This is a genomic window from Devosia sp., assembly GCF_965229025.1.
Taxonomy (GTDB): domain Bacteria; phylum Pseudomonadota; class Alphaproteobacteria; order Rhizobiales; family Devosiaceae; genus Devosia_A.
In genome coordinates this window covers 2589872-2605432 of sequence record NZ_OZ245853.1, presented here as the reverse complement: position 1 = coordinate 2605432, position 15561 = coordinate 2589872, and the positions used below count along the sequence as shown (strand labels likewise).

18 protein-coding genes are annotated in these 15561 nt (G+C 63.9%); 14 read left to right on the top strand and 4 right to left on the bottom strand.

The features are described 5' to 3' along the window. Nucleotides 1–148: 148 nt before the first annotated feature. Both ACO06J_RS12715 and ACO06J_RS12710 read right to left on the bottom strand, forming a co-directional pair. Nucleotides 149–628 carry a chemotaxis protein CheW gene (locus ACO06J_RS12715; RefSeq protein ID WP_421761085.1) on the bottom strand — a complete coding sequence of 160 codons (480 nt, stop codon included), beginning with the start codon at nt 626–628 and terminating at the stop codon, nt 149–151. After that, entirely contained in the window at nt 628–846 is a 219-nt protein-coding gene (locus tag ACO06J_RS12710; protein WP_421761084.1) for a hypothetical protein, read from the bottom strand. The genes ACO06J_RS12715 and ACO06J_RS12710 overlap by 1 nt, the downstream gene beginning before the upstream one ends. 248 nt (nt 847–1094) lie before the next feature. On the opposite strand from ACO06J_RS12710, the gene ACO06J_RS12705 reads away from it, so the two are divergent. The 3 genes from ACO06J_RS12705 to ACO06J_RS12695 all read left to right on the top strand — a co-directional run bounded on the left by ACO06J_RS12705 (nt 1095) and on the right by ACO06J_RS12695 (nt 3468). Next, entirely contained in the window at nt 1095–2438 is a 1344-nt protein-coding gene (locus ACO06J_RS12705; RefSeq protein WP_421761083.1) for a PAS domain-containing sensor histidine kinase, read from the top strand. Next, nucleotides 2425–3060, top strand: a complete 636-nt coding sequence (gene fixJ, locus ACO06J_RS12700; protein ID WP_421761082.1) for a response regulator FixJ — start codon at nt 2425–2427, stop codon at nt 3058–3060. Before ACO06J_RS12705 ends, fixJ begins: the two co-directional genes overlap by 14 nt. A gap of 72 nt (nt 3061–3132) precedes the next feature. Beyond that, the gene (locus ACO06J_RS12695; protein WP_421761081.1) at nt 3133–3468 is read left to right on the top strand and encodes a hypothetical protein; all 336 of its coding nucleotides are present in this window, start codon (nt 3133–3135) and stop codon (nt 3466–3468) included. Between the two features lie 21 nt (nt 3469–3489). Here the strand turns inward: ACO06J_RS12695 and ACO06J_RS12690 are convergent, their stop codons facing one another. After that, on the bottom strand, nt 3490–3930 hold the full coding sequence (locus ACO06J_RS12690; RefSeq protein ID WP_421761080.1) for a hemerythrin domain-containing protein: 441 nt from the start codon (nt 3928–3930) through the stop codon (nt 3490–3492). A 144-nt stretch (nt 3931–4074) separates the two neighbouring features. Here ACO06J_RS12690 and ccoN point away from each other — a divergent pair, with 144 nt between their 5' ends. The 8 genes from ccoN (at nt 4075) to ccoS (ending at nt 12056) form a co-directional block, all read left to right on the top strand. Then, nucleotides 4075–5676, top strand: coding sequence for a cytochrome-c oxidase, cbb3-type subunit I (ccoN, locus tag ACO06J_RS12685; protein WP_421762505.1), 1602 nt, complete (start codon nt 4075–4077; stop codon nt 5674–5676). 12 nt (nt 5677–5688) lie between these two features. Beyond that, entirely contained in the window at nt 5689–6420 is a 732-nt protein-coding gene (ccoO, locus tag ACO06J_RS12680) for a cytochrome-c oxidase, cbb3-type subunit II (protein ID WP_421761079.1), read from the top strand. Nucleotides 6421–6431: 11 nt separating this feature from the next. Further along, on the top strand, nt 6432–6617 hold the full coding sequence (locus tag ACO06J_RS12675; RefSeq protein WP_421761078.1) for a cbb3-type cytochrome c oxidase subunit 3: 186 nt from the start codon (nt 6432–6434) through the stop codon (nt 6615–6617). After that, on the top strand, nt 6614–7480 hold the full coding sequence (gene ccoP, locus ACO06J_RS12670) for a cytochrome-c oxidase, cbb3-type subunit III (RefSeq protein WP_421761077.1): 867 nt from the start codon (nt 6614–6616) through the stop codon (nt 7478–7480). The genes ACO06J_RS12675 and ccoP overlap by 4 nt, the downstream gene beginning before the upstream one ends. A 139-nt stretch (nt 7481–7619) precedes the next feature. Further along, on the top strand, nt 7620–9179 hold the full coding sequence (gene ccoG, locus ACO06J_RS12665; RefSeq protein ID WP_421761076.1) for a cytochrome c oxidase accessory protein CcoG: 1560 nt from the start codon (nt 7620–7622) through the stop codon (nt 9177–9179). After that, nucleotides 9176–9667: a FixH family protein gene (locus tag ACO06J_RS12660; RefSeq protein WP_421761075.1), complete on the top strand. Its 492-nt coding sequence runs from the start codon at nt 9176–9178 to the stop codon at nt 9665–9667. Before ccoG ends, ACO06J_RS12660 begins: the two co-directional genes overlap by 4 nt. Then, nucleotides 9664–11922, top strand: coding sequence for a heavy metal translocating P-type ATPase (locus ACO06J_RS12655; RefSeq protein ID WP_421761074.1), 2259 nt, complete (start codon nt 9664–9666; stop codon nt 11920–11922). The genes ACO06J_RS12660 and ACO06J_RS12655 overlap by 4 nt, the downstream gene beginning before the upstream one ends. Further along, on the top strand, nt 11919–12056 hold the full coding sequence (gene ccoS, locus ACO06J_RS12650) for a cbb3-type cytochrome oxidase assembly protein CcoS (RefSeq protein WP_421761073.1): 138 nt from the start codon (nt 11919–11921) through the stop codon (nt 12054–12056). Before ACO06J_RS12655 ends, ccoS begins: the two co-directional genes overlap by 4 nt. 22 nt (nt 12057–12078) lie before the next feature. Here ccoS and ACO06J_RS12645 read toward each other — a convergent pair whose 3' ends face one another. Continuing rightward, a complete protein-coding gene (locus ACO06J_RS12645; protein ID WP_421761072.1) occupies nt 12079–12789 on the bottom strand; it encodes a Crp/Fnr family transcriptional regulator in 711 nt (236 codons plus the stop codon). 142 nt (nt 12790–12931) lie between these two features. On the opposite strand from ACO06J_RS12645, the gene hemN reads away from it, so the two are divergent. The 3 genes from hemN (at nt 12932) to ACO06J_RS12630 (ending at nt 15535) form a co-directional block, all read left to right on the top strand. Next, on the top strand, nt 12932–14281 hold the full coding sequence (gene hemN, locus ACO06J_RS12640; RefSeq protein ID WP_421762504.1) for an oxygen-independent coproporphyrinogen III oxidase: 1350 nt from the start codon (nt 12932–12934) through the stop codon (nt 14279–14281). A 104-nt stretch (nt 14282–14385) separates the two neighbouring features. Further along, nucleotides 14386–15033, top strand: a complete 648-nt coding sequence (locus ACO06J_RS12635; protein ID WP_421761071.1) for a helix-turn-helix domain-containing protein — start codon at nt 14386–14388, stop codon at nt 15031–15033. Nucleotides 15034–15097: 64 nt separating this feature from the next. Beyond that, nucleotides 15098–15535, top strand: a complete 438-nt coding sequence (locus ACO06J_RS12630; protein WP_421761070.1) for a YdeI/OmpD-associated family protein — start codon at nt 15098–15100, stop codon at nt 15533–15535. The last annotated feature ends 26 nt before the right edge of the window (nt 15536–15561 follow it).

Here is a 15561-nt window from a genome sequence, read left to right as displayed (position 1 = left end):
AAGCGCAACGCGCAGGACATGGCCTCTCGTGAAGGCCGATATCCGCAATTGCCGCCCTGCATTCCCGGCAGCAAGAGTGAGGGGAAGTTATTAAATTCGTCTTACATATTTAAGCGATGATGGCCGTTGCGCGCTCTATTCCCGGTTGTCAGGCGATAGTCGCCGGAAACAGCGCGTCCACATTCATCAGCGCCACAAGTTGGCCCTCGTGGTTGACCATCGATGACACTTGGCTGCTGCGCGCACCATCTGCCGCAGCGCGGGGCACTGGCATCTGGTCCTGCGGTCGCACCTGGATGATGTCCGATACTGATTCGACCAGCACGCCCATCACCCGGTCTTCCAGCGACAGCACCAGCACGACGCTGCCGGCATTGGGTTCAAACGCCGGGCCACCCAGAAGTTTGCCGAGGTCGAAGACTTCCACCACCTGGCCACGGATATCGAGCACGCCGCGTGCCGAACTCGGGCGCTGCGGCAGCGGGGTTGTCGGCTGCCAGCTGCGGATTTCCTGCACCGACATCACGTCAATGCCGTAGCGGGAGTTCCCGGCGCGAAACGTCACGTACTGGGCGGGCTCGGCGGCCACATGGGCAGCGGCGCGGTGGTGCATCGGCTCGATGTTCATCAGAATGTACTCCAGTCGTCGGCGCTGCCGGCGGTTTCTTCCAACAGGTAGCGTGTTGCGGCGTCTTCAATGCGAATGCGGTCAGCCTTCGAGATTTCTCCCGTGGCAGGCGTGTCGTTCGGAAGGTTCTGCTCGCCCTCGATCTCAGGGACACCCACCGTATCGGGCGCTTCAACGTCGCCGGAATGATGTGATGTGGACAACACCTCGATACGCACCTTCTGCTCCGTCCGGTCCACGGACTCCGCGCCAACTTCTCTGGCGCCTCACGTTCGCCCGTTCTGGGCTGTTCGCGAGTGTTCCAATAGCTAGCGCAAATCCGTTCGAGCTCCATTCAGGCGATCGATACAATTGAATGCATCTTCAAAAGGAAATCTGCACCGGCCGCCGCCCCGCACCCAGCCGCGTCATTTGTATCGCGCCGCACACACGGCTATGAACAATGCAGCCGATGCAGCTTGGAGTGATGGCGATTACAGCAACCAGATGGGATGTCGGTATCGCCTGGCTCGCCGGGGCGGCAGCGATTGCCGTCGGTGGGCTCGCTCTGTCCCCCGATGCCGCACTCCCCTATCCCCTGCCGCAAGCGGCCTCCGCCGCGCTGTTGCTGGTCGTTCTCGCCGGCCTCTGGTGGCTGCTGCGCGCCACCCTCACGTTGCGCCAGACGGCGTCCGTCACCCAGACGCATCTGGCGGAGCGCGAAGCGCATCTGCAGTCGATTCTCGACACCGTGCTCGATGCGACTGTGGTGATCGATTCTCACGGCATCATTCAGTCCTTCAATGCCTCTGCGGTGCGCCAGTTCGGCTACGAGCCCGCCGAAGTCGTTGGCAGCAACGTCAGCATGCTCATGCCGGCCCCCTATCACGACAGGCATGACGGCTACCTGTCGCGTTACCTCGCCACCGGCGAAAAACGCATCATCGGTGTCGATCGCGTTGTCGTCGGCCGCCGCAAGGACGGGTCCACCTTCCCCATGAAGCTCGCCGTGGGTGAAATGCGCACCGCCGGGGGCATCTGCTTCACCGGTTTCATCCGTGATCTCACCGAACGCGAGCAGTCCCAGGCCATGCTCGATCAGGCGCGCAGCGAATTGGCGCGCCTCGCCCGCCTCAACGAACTCGGTGAGATGGCGTCCACTCTCGCCCACGAACTCAACCAGCCGCTCTCCGCCATCGCCAATTATGTGCAGGGCTGCCGGCGCATGCTGGAGAAGCTGGATGACGAAAATGCGAACCGGATGCGCGGCGCCCTTGAGGAGGCGGCCAAACAGGCCCTTCGCGCCGGCGACATCATCCGGCACCTCCGCGAGTTCGTCACCCGCGGCGAAACCGAAAAGCGACCCGAGGACGTCAAAGTGCTGGTGGAAGAGGCCGGGGCCCTCGCGCTGGTCGGCTCGCGTGAGCGCGGCATCAGGTCGGTGTTTGATTTCACCGCCGCCGACAGCACCGTCATCGCCGACCGTATCCAGATCCAGCAGGTGCTGATCAACCTGATGCGCAATGCCATGGAAGCCATGCGCGATAGCCCCGAGCGGGTGCTCACCGTCAGCACCAAGGTGGTGGGCGCGGATCGTATGCAGGTCCAGGTCGCCGATACCGGCCCCGGCATTGCCGAAGAGATCGCGCCGAAGCTGTTTCAGCCCTTCGTCACCAGCAAGGCCAGCGGCATGGGCGTCGGGCTGTCGATTTCCAAGCGCATCATCGAGTCGCATGGCGGGGAACTCACCGTCGAGCGTAACGATGCCGGCGGTGCTACATTCACCTTCACCCTGCCCATCCTGACCGAGGCCTCTGTTGAGCTCCGCTGATACCGTTGTCCACATCGTCGACGACGAGGAAGCCGTCCGCAATTCGCTGGCCTTTCTCCTCACCAGCTCCGGCTTTGCCGTCCGCGTGCATGAAAGCGCTACGGCCTTTCTCGCCGTGGCGCCCCAAATCACCAACGGCTGCCTGATCACCGATCTGAGAATGCCCGACATGGATGGGGTCGAACTGCTGCGCAAGCTGCGCGACAGCGGCGCCATGCTGCCCGCCATCGTCATCACCGGCCATGGCGATGTGCATATGGCGGTCGAGGCGATGAAGACCGGGGCGCTCGATTTCATCGAAAAGCCCTTCAGCGACGAAGTGATGATCGACTCGATCCGCCGCGCCGTTGATCGGGCGGCCGAGCGGCGACGGGGCGCCGCAGCCGCCGAACAGGTCCGCCAACGCATCGGCTCGTTGAGCGAGCGCGAGCTGCAGGTTTTGCAGGGTGTCGTCGCCGGGCAGGCCAACAAGACCATTGCCTTCGAGCTCGGCATCAGCCCTCGCACCGTCGAAGTCTATCGTGCCGGCCTCATGAACAAGATGCAGGCCAAAAGCCTCGCGGATCTGGTGCGCATGGTTCTCGACGCGGGCCCGCTGCCCACCGGCTCCGCCCTCGATTGATCTGCGTCAAATCACGCCCCGGGTTCCGGCCCTACGGTCTTTGCCAACTAACGATCTGCCGGAGCCGACCTGATGACCGTGGGACGTCTGCTTGTGATTGCCCCGGATCGGGACGTCCGCAGCGCCCTGATATTCACCTTGGAGGCCAGCGGCTTCGAGGTAACGGCGCGGGCCGATATTCCGCTGCTCGACTGGGCCCGCCAGCACCGTTTCGATTGCAGCGTGCTCGATCACAAGGCGCTAACTGGCTCGAACGAGACCGCCATTGCGTTCTGTTCCGTCGCCCAGCCGGTGCTTCTCCTCTCGTCCCGGCCGATCCCCTGGCTGGCCCCCTTTGTGGCCCAGACCGTCAGCCAGCCCGCCGCCGACGATTCGCTGATCGAAGCAATCAGATCCGCTATCGGTTGACCTCAAGCGCAGGCGCGGCGATTAGCTCACCCGCACCGCAGGCCGCAGTGTCGCGAAAAGTTCGAGTTCGTAGCGGATGTGCCGCCTGATCCCCTCAAAGAACCCACGCAGCATATAGCCTGTCGCTTCTGGCGCCAGCACCGCCAGGCCCTTGCCCATTTGCAGCAGTTCGTATTGCACCTCGTCGGCAAAGCACTCGTCTTCCACATGCTCGAGCCGCAGGTTCTCCACAACTTCTCCACCCCGCTCATGGGCGGCCGTCACGTTGGGAAACAGGTGCTTTTCCTCCGCCAGATGCGCATTCTTGATCAGCGGCCCGATCATCCGTGCCAGGTGCAGGCAGGTCTGCCGGTCAATCTGGCCGGGCAGCCGGTCTGCCAGGCCTTCCAACTGGTCGCAAAGGCTCATCTGCCGGTCAAACGCGAGCTGTAGCTCCGGCGGGAGATCGTGTGTGATGTGCATGCGGGGTCCCCTCGAACCAATGAGACCTGATCCTCATTCTGTTCGCCACTTTCCCGCCTTGATCTGGATCAAAGCCGCTCGCCTCCGCCGACTCTAAGGTGCGCCGTCAACAATTGCCTGACGACGGGGGCGGCTTTGCGAAATATTGGTTGGATCATCACACTGGCGGGGGCAGCGTTTGTAACGCTGCTGCTGTCGGCATTCGGGCAGGATTTGCCCTTCAGGACGCACATGGGCTTGATGACGGCGGTGTTTGCCATCGCCACCATCGTCCTCATGCGCATGCCGGACGCACCCGCCAATGCGGTGCCGATCGACAAGAGCAGCTATTTCGATGCGCCAATCCGCGTCGGCTCCATCCTCATCGTCTTCTGGGGCGCGGTAGGCATGCTGGTGGGCGTCGTCATCGCCCTGCAACTGGCTTTCCCCGATCTCAATTTCGGTCCGTGGTTCAACTTCGGGCGCCTGCGGCCGCTCCACACCTCGGGTGTGGTGTTCGCCTTTGGCGGCACGGCGCTGATCACCACCAGTTTCTATGTCGTCCAGCGCACTTCGCGTGCCCGGCTCCTCAACGACAACCTCGCCTGGTTCGTCTTCTGGGGCTACCAGGCGTTCCTGGTCATGGCCGCCACCGGTTACCTCCTCGGCATCACCGAGGGCCGCGAATATGCCGAGCCCGAGTGGTACACCGACATCTTCCTCACCGTGGTCTGGGTCGCCTACCTGGTCCTGTTCCTCGGCACGATCATCAAGCGCAAAGAGCCCCACATCTACGTGGCGAACTGGTTCTACCTGGGCATGATCGTCACTGTGGCGCTGCTCCACGTCGTCAACAACCTCTCGATGCCGGTGAGCTTTCTCGGCTCCAAAAGCTACTCGGCCTTCTCGGGCGTCCAGGATGCGCTGACCCAGTGGTGGTACGGCCACAACGCAGTGGGTTTCTTTCTCACGGCCGGCTTCCTCGGCATGATGTACTACTTCATGCCCAAGCAGGCTGAACGCCCGGTCTACTCTTACCGGCTGTCGATCATCCACTTCTGGGCCCTGATCTTTCTCTACATCTGGGCCGGCCCGCATCACCTGCTCTATACGGCCCTCCCCGATTGGGCGCAGACGCTGGGCATGGTGTTCTCGATCATGCTCTGGATGCCCAGCTGGGGCGGCATGATCAACGGCCTGATGACGCTACGTGGCGCCTGGGACAAGATGCGCACCGACCCCATCATGCGCATGATGGTCATCGCTGTCGCCTTCTACGGCATGTCGACCTTCGAAGGCCCGGTCATGTCGATCAAGTCGGTGAACGCGCTCAGCCACTATACCGACTGGACCATCGGCCACGTGCACTCGGGTGCGCTCGGCTGGGTCGGCATGATCTCGTTCTCGGCCGTTTACTTCATGGTGCCGCGCCTCTGGGGTCGTCGTCAGCTCTACTCGCTGCGCATGATCAACTGGCACTTCTGGCTCGCGACCGTCGGCATCGTCATCTACGCCTCGGTCATGTGGGTCTCGGGCATCACCCAGGGCCTGATGTGGCGCGAATACGATGACCAGGGCTTCCTCGTCTACTCGTTCGCCGAAACCGTCGCCGCGCTCCACCCCTACTACATCGCTCGTGCGGTGGGTGGGGCCATCTACCTCGCCGGCACGCTCGTGATGGCCTTCAACATCTGGATGACCATTGCCGGCAAGGAGCGCAACGAACGCCCCATTGCCACCGCGACCAAACTGCAGCCGGCCGAATAGGAGCAACAGAACATGAGCATTCTTGAAAAACACGGCGCCATCGAGCGCAATGCCTCCCTGCTCCTGACGCTCTCGCTGGTCGTGGTCTGCATTGGTGGCATCGTGGAAGTAGCGCCCCTGTTCTACTTCCAGAACACCATCGAAAAGGTGGACGGGATGCGCCCGTACACCCCCCTCGAGCTGGCGGGCCGCAATATCTACGTGCGGGAAGGTTGCTATGTCTGCCACAGCCAGATGATCCGCACGTTCCGAGACGAGACCGAGCGCTACGGCCACTACTCGCTCGCCGCAGAGTCGATGTACGACCACCCGTTCCAGTGGGGGTCTAAGCGCACCGGGCCGGATCTGGCCCGCGTCGGGGGCCGTTACTCGGACGTCTGGCATGTCGAGCATCTGCGCCATCCGCAGGCGCTGGTGCCGGAATCGATCATGCCGCGTTATGGCTTCCTCGAAACCACCGAACTCGACACCAGCCTCGTCGCGGCCTCCCTCAAGGCCAATCAGCTGGTTGGCGTGCCCTATACTGACGAAGACATCGCCAACGCCCAGGCCGACCTCGTGGCCCAGGCAACGCCCGATGCCGACACCTCGGGGCTCACGACGCGCTACGCCAACGTCAAGGCCGAGGACTTCGACGGCAATCCCAAGGCCATCACCGAAATGGATGCCCTGGTTGCCTATCTCCAGATGCTGGGCACGCTGGTCGATTTCTCGACCTACGACGCCAAGTCGAACTACCGCTAAGGAGGGTCCCAGTGAACACCGCACAATATGAGGCCCTCCGGCAATTCGCCGACAGCTGGGGTCTGCTCTACATGATGGCGATCTTCGTGGTCGTCGTCCTTCTGATCATCCGGCCCGGCGCCAAGTCCCTGGCACAAAGCGCCGCCCGCATTCCTCTCGACGATGATTTTCCCCTGGACCGGACCGACAAGAGATGAGCACCAAGGAAGTTGACGACGTCACTGGCGTCGAAACCACCGGTCACGAGTGGGATGGCATCAAGGAACTGAACACCCCGCTGCCGCGCTGGTGGCTGTGGACGTTCTACGGCTGTATCGTGTTTGCCCTCGGCTACTCGATCGCCTATCCGGCCTGGCCGATGATCACTGGGGCGACCACAGGCGTCCTCGGGTACTCTAGTCGCGCCGATTTCGACACCGACGTCGCAGCCGCCAAGGCAGCCCAGGGCGGCCTGACCGAAAAGGTCGCAGCGACCCCGGTCGCCGACATCGTCAAGGACGCTGACCTGACCCGCTTTGCCACCGCCGGCGGCAAGTCGCTGTTCAAGGTCTATTGCACGCAGTGCCACGGCACTGGCGCAACCGGCGGGGTGGGCTATCCCAACCTCAACGACGACGACTGGCTGTGGGGCGGCTCGATCGATCAGATCTACGCCACGATCACCCATGGCTCGCGCTGGATGGCCGATGCCGATACCCACTACAACATCATGCCCAACTTCGGCGCCGATGCGTTGCTTGAACCCGCCCAGATCGACGCGGTAGCCAAGCAGGTCGCGTCGCTCTCGGGCATCGAAGGGGGCGTTGCAACACCTGAAGGCCAGCAGCTCTTCACCGATAACTGTGCCGCCTGCCACGGCGACACTGGCGCGGGCAATCCGGAACTCGGCGGGCCATCGCTCACCGACAAGATCTGGCTCTATCAGGGCACCCTCGACAGCATCAAGGCGCAGATCCAGCAACCGCGACATGGCGTCATGCCTGCCTGGGCCTCGCGCCTCGGCGACACCGCGGTCAAGGAGCTTGCGGTCTACGTTCACGGACTCGGCGGCGGCCAGTAACCTGGTTTGCAGCCTAGGGGGGAGGGGGCGTCCGCAAGCGCCCCCTCTTTCGTTTTGAGGGCCCGGTTTGACCCAGATCAAGCCCATGGCCGTGCCCCCGTGGGACAACCAGCCTCGACCAGAGTCTTCAGAGGCCCATATGCTTGCGGATCAGCCAAATACCGAGCGCTACGATGTCGAGCCGGTAAACTCGCCCAAAAAGCGCCAGCCGCTCTACGCCAAGCGCACCAAGATCTTTCCCAAACGCACCAACGGCACCTTCCGCAAGTTCAAGTGGCTGGTGATGCTCATCACCCTGGGCATCTACTACATCACCCCTTGGCTACGCTGGGATCGCGGCCCGTTTGCGCCCGATCAGGCCGTGTTGATCGACCTTGAACACCGGCGTTTCTTCTTTTTCTTCATCGAGATCTGGCCGCAGGAATTTTACTACGTCGCCGGCATGCTGGTAATGGCGGGCATCGGTCTCTTCCTCGTCACCTCTACCGTCGGCCGCGCCTGGTGCGGCTACGCCTGCCCGCAGACCGTCTGGGTCGATCTCTTCCTCGTGGTCGAGCGCAGCATCGAGGGTGATCGCAATGCCCGCATGAAGCTCGATGCGGCCCCCTATTCGGCCAACAAGCTGGTCAAGCGGATCGCAAAGCACGCCATCTGGCTCGCCATCGGCGTGGTGACAGGCGGCGCCTGGATCTTCTATTTCGCCGACGCTCCGACGCTCCTTCAGGAGGTCGTGACCTTCCAGGCGCCGGCCGTCGCCTACATCACCATCGCGCTCTTGACCGCCACGACCTACACCTTCGGTGGCCTCATGCGCGAGCAGGTCTGCACCTATATGTGCCCCTGGCCGCGTATCCAGGGCGCCATGCTCGACGAGCATTCGCTAACCGTCACCTATAACGATTGGCGAGGCGAGCCCCGCAGTCGGCACGCCAAGAAGGCCATCGCCGAGGGCAAGCCGGTCGGCGATTGCGTCGATTGCAACGCCTGCGTCGTCGTCTGCCCCATGGGCATCGATATCCGCGATGGCCAGCAGCTCGAATGCATCACCTGTGCACTTTGCATCGATGCCTGCGATGACGTGATGACCAAGCTGGGCAAGGAGAAGGGCCTCATCTCCTACGCCACGCTCAACGACTACAACCAGAACATGGCCATCTCCATGGGCACCGGCGGCGTCGCCCAGCCGGCCCGCATCCGCGACAGCCTTACCGGCAAGCTGATCGCCGGCATCAAGCACACCAGCTGGCGCTCGATCGTCCGCCCCCGCACTATCGTCTACTTCATCGGCTGGGCCGCCATCGGGCTCGCCATGCTGACGGTCCTGTCGCTCCGCTCGCCGCTGGCGGTCAACGTTCTCCACGATCGCAACCCGCTCTACGTCGTCCTCAAGGATGGCACCGTGCGCAACGGCTACGACGTCAAGGTCCTCAACATGACTCCCGAGCCGCGCACGGTGACCCTCCACCTCGACGGCCTGCCCGGCGGCACCATCTCGCTCGCCGACAGCCGCGGCGCGACCGAGCAATCGATCGAGTTCGAACTCGAACCCGACAAGGTGCTGCCGTTGCGGCTCTACGTTCACGCCCAACCAGCAGACCTCCACGACTTACCAGCACACTTCCGCATCCTGGTGGACAGCACAGACGGCCTGCATGTGGTCACCGACGCCAACTTCGAAGCTCCGGGGAAATCCAGATGACCGACCTCAACCCCACCGCCGGCACCTTCACCGGCCGCCATATGTGGATGCTTGCCGTCGGCTTTTTCGGCATCATCATCGCCGTCAATGTCGGCATGGCGGTCATCGCTTCGACCAGTTGGACCGGTCTCGTCGTCGATAACGCCTACGTCGCAAGCCAACAGTTCGACGCCCGCCGCGACGCCCAGAAAGGCCAGCAGGCGCTGGGCTGGGAGGCAAACTTCACCTATACGCCAGGCCTTGCGCGCCTCACTATCCACGACGGCGCCGGCAAGCCGGTTGACCTCGGCACGGTGCACCTGCAGGTCAACCGGCCGGTCGGCGGCCACGAGGACCAGAAGCTCGATTTCGTGCCGTCGCCTTCCGGCGGCTACGAGGCCGTTATCACCATTGCGGGCGGCATCTGGGACATCTGGGTAACCGCCGAAAAGACTGCTGCCGGCCCCTTCGAACTCCACGAGAGGTTCAAGGTCAAGGTGACCCCATGACCTGCTGCGCCCCGACCGCCGAGGCCGCCCAACTCGCCGAAGCCTCCGGCGTCGAAACCGACGATCAGGCACTGCTCTCGCTCAGCCGCCGCCTTGGCGATGGCGCCCGCCAGCTCGAATTCGCTGTGCCCGACGCCCATTGCGCCGCCTGCATCCGCACCATCGAGACCAGCCTCAGCGCCCTGCCGCAGGTCTCTGCTGCCCGCGTCAACCTCACCCGCCGCAAGGTCCGCATTGTCTTCGATGCCGACAAGGGCCAGCCGTCGGACTTCACCCGCGCCATCCGCGCCAGCGGCTATCACAACTACGTCCTTGATCCCTCGCAGGATACCGCCGGTGATCCGGTCCTCAGCGAACTGCTCCGTGCGCTAGCGGTCGCCGGCTTTGCAGCCGGCAATATCATGTTATTTTCCGTCTCGGTCTGGTCCGGCGCCGACGCGGCGACGCGCGATCTCTTCCACTGGATCTCGGCGATCATCGCGCTCCCCGCCATCGCCTATTCTGGCCGCATCTTCTTCCGTTCAGCGTGGCGCGCCCTCCGCGTGGGCAAGACCAACATGGACGTGCCGATCTCGATCGGCATCACGCTTGCCACCGCGCTCAGCCTGTTCGAAACCATCGTCTCGGGCGCGCACGCCTATTTCGATGCCTCCACAACCCTGTTGTTCTTCCTCCTCATCGGGCGCACCCTCGATCACCTGATGCGCGAGCGCGCCCGCAGCGCCATCACCAGCCTTGCCCGCCTGCAGCCGCGTGGTGCAACACAGATCCTCCCCGATGGCCGCCGCGAATATGTGGCGCTCGATGAGGTCACCCCTGGCATGCGCATCGAGCTGCGCGCCGGCGAACGCGTCCCGGTCGATGCGACGCTCCTCTCCGATCTCGCGACCTTCGACTATTCGACCATTTCCGGCGAATCCGTGCCGCAGGAATTCCTCCGCGGCGCTGAACTCGCCGCCGGCGCCAACAATGTCGGCGGGCCGGTGCAACTGCTGGTGGTCCGCGCCTCGACCGATTCCTTCCTTGCCCGCATGGCCGGCATGATGGAAGCGGCCGAGAACGCCAAGACCAAGCCGCGCCGCATAGCCGATCGCGCCGCAGCCATCTACGCGCCCGTGGTCCACACCATCGCCATCTCGACCTTTATCGGCTGGGGCCTCCTCAGTGGCGATTGGCACGCTGCGCTGCTGAACGCAGTCGCGGTGCTGATCATCACCTGCCCCTGCGCCCTGGCGCTTGCGGTGCCGATCGTCCACGTCGTGGCCGCCGGGCGGCTGTTCGAAAACGGCATCCTGATGCGCGATGGCGCAGCCCTTGAGCGCGCCGCCGAGGCCGACTCCGTCGCCTTCGACAAGACGGGCACCCTGACGATCGGGCGTCCCCGTCTGATTGACGGCGAGGAAGCCACGGCCCTGGCCTGCCAGATCGCCGCCACTCTCGCCGCCGCCAGCAATCACCCGCTGTCGCGCGCCCTCACCGAGTCGTTCGAGAGCCTTGTCCCGGTCGATTGCACCATCACCGAGACGGCAGGGCAGGGGCTCGAAACCCGCATCGACGGCCATCTCTGGCGCCTGGGCAATGCCCATTGGTGCGGTCTGCCGCACAATCCTGCCACGACGCAGTCCGAGGTCTGGCTGACCGAGGACGGCGAGGTGCGCGGTCACTATCGTTTCGAGGATACACTGCGGGCCGATGCGCCCCAGGCGATGCGCGCCCTGCGCCAGCTCGGCCTATCGCTGCGCCTGCTCTCGGGTGATGCTGAAAAGCCGGTGGCCGCCATTGCCGCCGCTGCCGGCATCGAGCACGCCAGCGCCGGTCTGCGCCCCGAGCAGAAGGTTGCCGCCGTCGCCAACGGCCACACCATGATGGTGGGCGATGGTATCAACGACGCCCCCGCTCTCCGCGCCGCCTACGTCTCGATGGCCCCCTCCACCGCCGCCGATATCGGCCGCAGCGCCGCCGATTTCGTCTTCACCGGGGGTCGCCTCGTCGCGGTGCCCTTCCTCATCTCCACCGCCCGCAAGGCTGCGTACCTGGTCAACCAGAACCTGGTGCTCGCCATTGGCTACAACGCCATCGCCGTGCCGCTGGCCGTCGCCGGCCAGGTGACGCCGCTGATCGCCGCAGTCGCCATGTCCTCGTCCTCGATTGTCGTGGTGCTCAACGCCATGCGTCTGCGCTTCATGGCGGGGTCGGCTGGGGCAGCAGAGCAAGCCAAACCCGGCGCGTCGCAGCTCAAGGAGATCGCAGCATGAGTGGCCTGCTCTTGCTCATTCCGATTGCTATTATCCTGGGGTTGTTCGCGCTCGCAGCGTTCCTGTGGGCGCTGCGCTCGGGCCAGTACGAGGATCTCGATGGCGCGAGCCAGCGCATCCTCGACGAGGACTGATCAGTTGGAAGTCTGGCTGGCGTCAGCCGGCGCGACGCCTCAGCGCCTCGATATCCGGCACCTCGATATGCCGATGATTGGTCACCACCACGATCCCCTCATGCCGGAGCTTGCTGATCTGGCGTGATACCGTCTCGATGGTGAGCCCAAGGAAATCCGCCATATCGGCGCGGCCTAGCGGCAGTTCAAACGTCACCCGCTTGTTGCCACGCGCGCTCCGCTGCGCAATCAGCAGCAGCACACTCGCCACCTTCTCAGAGGCCGTCTTGCGCCCCAGGGTCACCATCCAGTCGCGCGCCTCGTCGAGGTCCTGCAGCGATTGGTTGAGCAGCCGCAACTTCAGCGCCGAGCTCGACGCGACCAGAGCCTCGAAGATTGCTTTTGGGATCCGGCAGAGTTCGACATCGGATGCCGCTTCGGCCGTCAGCAGGTTCTCGCGGCCATAAAGCCGCCCCATCAGGTCCGGTGCAAACTGCAGCCCAACCAGTTGCTGCCGCCCATCCTGCAGAACGCGGGAGAGCTTCACCACTCCCCCGGTGACGTTTGCATAACCTGTTATCTCGCTGCTCTCGAGCGCCAGCGCCTCGCCTGCATCGTGGCGCGTGTGCCGGGTATGGCTGGCGAGCGCCAGCAGCTCAACCGGCGTCAACGCCGAGCAGATGCCGTCATGACGCGCCGCGCAGCCTTCGCACACCAGTGGAATGGCGACGTGTTCAGTGTCGCGAACGCTCATTTGGGTCTCCGCAAGCTCGCCCATGGCCTCCTTGTCGCATGTCCAGTCTTGCCGGATTTGACGCGGATCAAAGCGGCAGCACTTGAGAACTGCGACACCATGGGAACGAGGAAACCCGATGCCCCAAAGCGTGACCACCGAAATGACCGAAGATCTGCTTCAGCGCTATGCGCGCCCTGTGCCGCGCTATACCAGCTACCCCACAGCGCCGCATTTTCACGATGGCATCGACAACGCCACTTATCGCAAGTGGCTGGGTGAGCTCCCCGCTGGCACCCCGCTTTCCGTTTACCTCCACGTCCCGTTCTGTGATCGCCTGTGCTGGTTCTGCGGCTGCCATACCAAGCAGGTGCTGCGCTACGACCCGATCGCCACCTATCTTCCTTCGGTCTTTCGCGAGATCGCGACCGTCGCCGATGCTCTCGATGGGCGCGGTCACCTCACCGCCATCCACCTCGGCGGCGGCTCGCCGTCGATGCTGAAGCCCGATGACATTCTCGGCCTCGCTGCGAGCTTCCGAGAGCACTTCAGCGTCTCCGATGCGCTTGAGTTCAGCATCGAGATCGACCCCAACGACATGACCGAGGATCGCTACGACGCCTTTGCGGCCGCTGGCATCACCCGCATCAGCATTGGCGTCCAGGATTTCGATCCGCGGGTCCAGGCGGCCATCAACCGTATCCAGACTGTCGAGCAGACCTGCGCCGTCGTCGATGGTATGCGCAAGCGCGGCGTAACCTCCGTCAATCTCGATGTGCTCTATGGCTTGCCATACCAGACGGTTGCCTCCGTCGAAGCCACCATCGATCAGGCCATCGCCATGCATCCCGATCGCATTGCGCTGTTCGGTTATGCCCACGTGCCGTGGATGAAGACCCACCAGAAGATGATCGACGAGACGGTACTGCCTGGCGTCGCCGCCCGTCTCGAGCAGTCGATAGCCGCCGCAAAGCGCCTGATCGCCGCCGGCTATGTCGCCGTCGGCATCGACCACTTCGCGCTTCCCACCGATGGTCTCGCTGCCGCAACCAGCACCGGCCGGCTGCGTCGCAACTTCCAGGGCTACACCACCGATGAAGCCCCGGCGCTGCTCGGCTTCGGCGCCTCCGCCATCGGCAGCCTGCCGCAGGGCTATGTGCAGAACACCGTCGCCACCGGAGACTACATCCGCCGCATGACCGAAACCGGCCTCGCCGTGACCCGCGGCATCGCGCTCAGCGACGAGGACCGCATGCGCCGCTGGGTTATCGAACGGCTGATGTGCGACTTTGCCGTTTCCGCGGTCGAGTTGCGTCAGGCCTTTGGCGCCGCCTGCAGCCCTGTGCTTGAGGAGATGCAGTACGCCGCCATGCTCAATACCGATGGGCTGGTGGAGTTCGACGGCCATCGCTTCGCGGTCACCGAGCGCGGCCGCCCCTACGTCCGATCCATCGCCTCTGCCTTCGATACCTATTTCGGCACGGGCACGGCCCGCCATTCGATCGCCGTCTAGGGGCTCGGTAGGCACACTAAGTAAACCCCCTAGGGCTGCGACCGGAATTTCGCTTCGACGTGCCCTGGGTCACCTTCGCGTTATTCCAACCGAGGGTTCCACCGATGCAGATTCAGCCGAGCTTCAGAGCCACTGCTCCCCAGGGCCGGACCACTGGTGATGTCAGCGACCTGCTGTCATCCATGGTACCCACTGCGGTGACCTTTTATGCTCCCGACCAGCCCATCTACGGGCAGGGCGACGCTGCTGGTCCCCTCTACCTCGTGGAGTTCGGCACTGTGCGCATCTGCCGGTTGACTGCCGATGGCCGCCGCCAGATCAGCGCCTTCCACACCGCCGGTGAAGTCTTCGGCTTCGAAGCGGGCATTGAACACGACTCGTTTGCCGAGAGTGTCGACGGCGCCGGGATCCGCGTCCTCCGCCCCAACTGCAATGGCCAGCCGACCGCCAGCCTGCTGCTCCTCGCGCTCAGAAGCCTCGCCCGCACCCAGCACCACCTGATGGTCCTTGGCCGCCGCAACGCCGGCGAACGCATGGCCGCGCTGCTGGTCGATCTCGCCGAGCGTCAGGGCAATGAGCCGGTGGTCAACCTCTCCATGCAGCGCAACGACATCGCAGACTATCTCGGCATCACCTTCGAGACAGTCTCGCGCATCCTCCGCACCTTCAAGGAACAGAAGCTGATCCGCCTGCGCTCGATCAGCCAGATCGAAATCCTTGACCTCGATACGCTCCAGGACATGTGCGAGTAAGCAAGGGTCTCGACAACCCGGTGGAACTGCTGGCTCAATCGCTCCCGTGAGAGGGAGTCACACCATGAAGTTCACCACCAACATCGCCCAGATGGGCAACAATACCGGCATTGTCGTCCCGCCCGAAATGCGTGACGCGCTGAAGGGCGGCAAGAACCCGCTCGTCCGCGTCACCCTCAATGGCTACAGCTACCCCAGCAAGATCGCCACCATGGGCAGTCAGCTGCTGATCGCCGTCAGTGCCGAGGTGCGCCAGAAAACCGGGGTCAAGGGCGGCGAGACCCATGAGGTCGAACTCACCCTCGACGACCAGCCCCGCATCATCGCACCGCCCGACGATCTCGCTGCCGCCCTCGCCGAATACCCGGCCGCCACTGCCGCCTGGGAAAAGCTCGCCCCCAGCCACAAGAAGGCGCACGTCCTTGCCGTCGAGGGCGCCAAAGCCGCAGAAACCCGCGCCCGACGGGTCGCCAAGGTCATCGAAACGCTGCTCGGGTCTTGACCCCACCCTGCAACTTCCGACTCTTG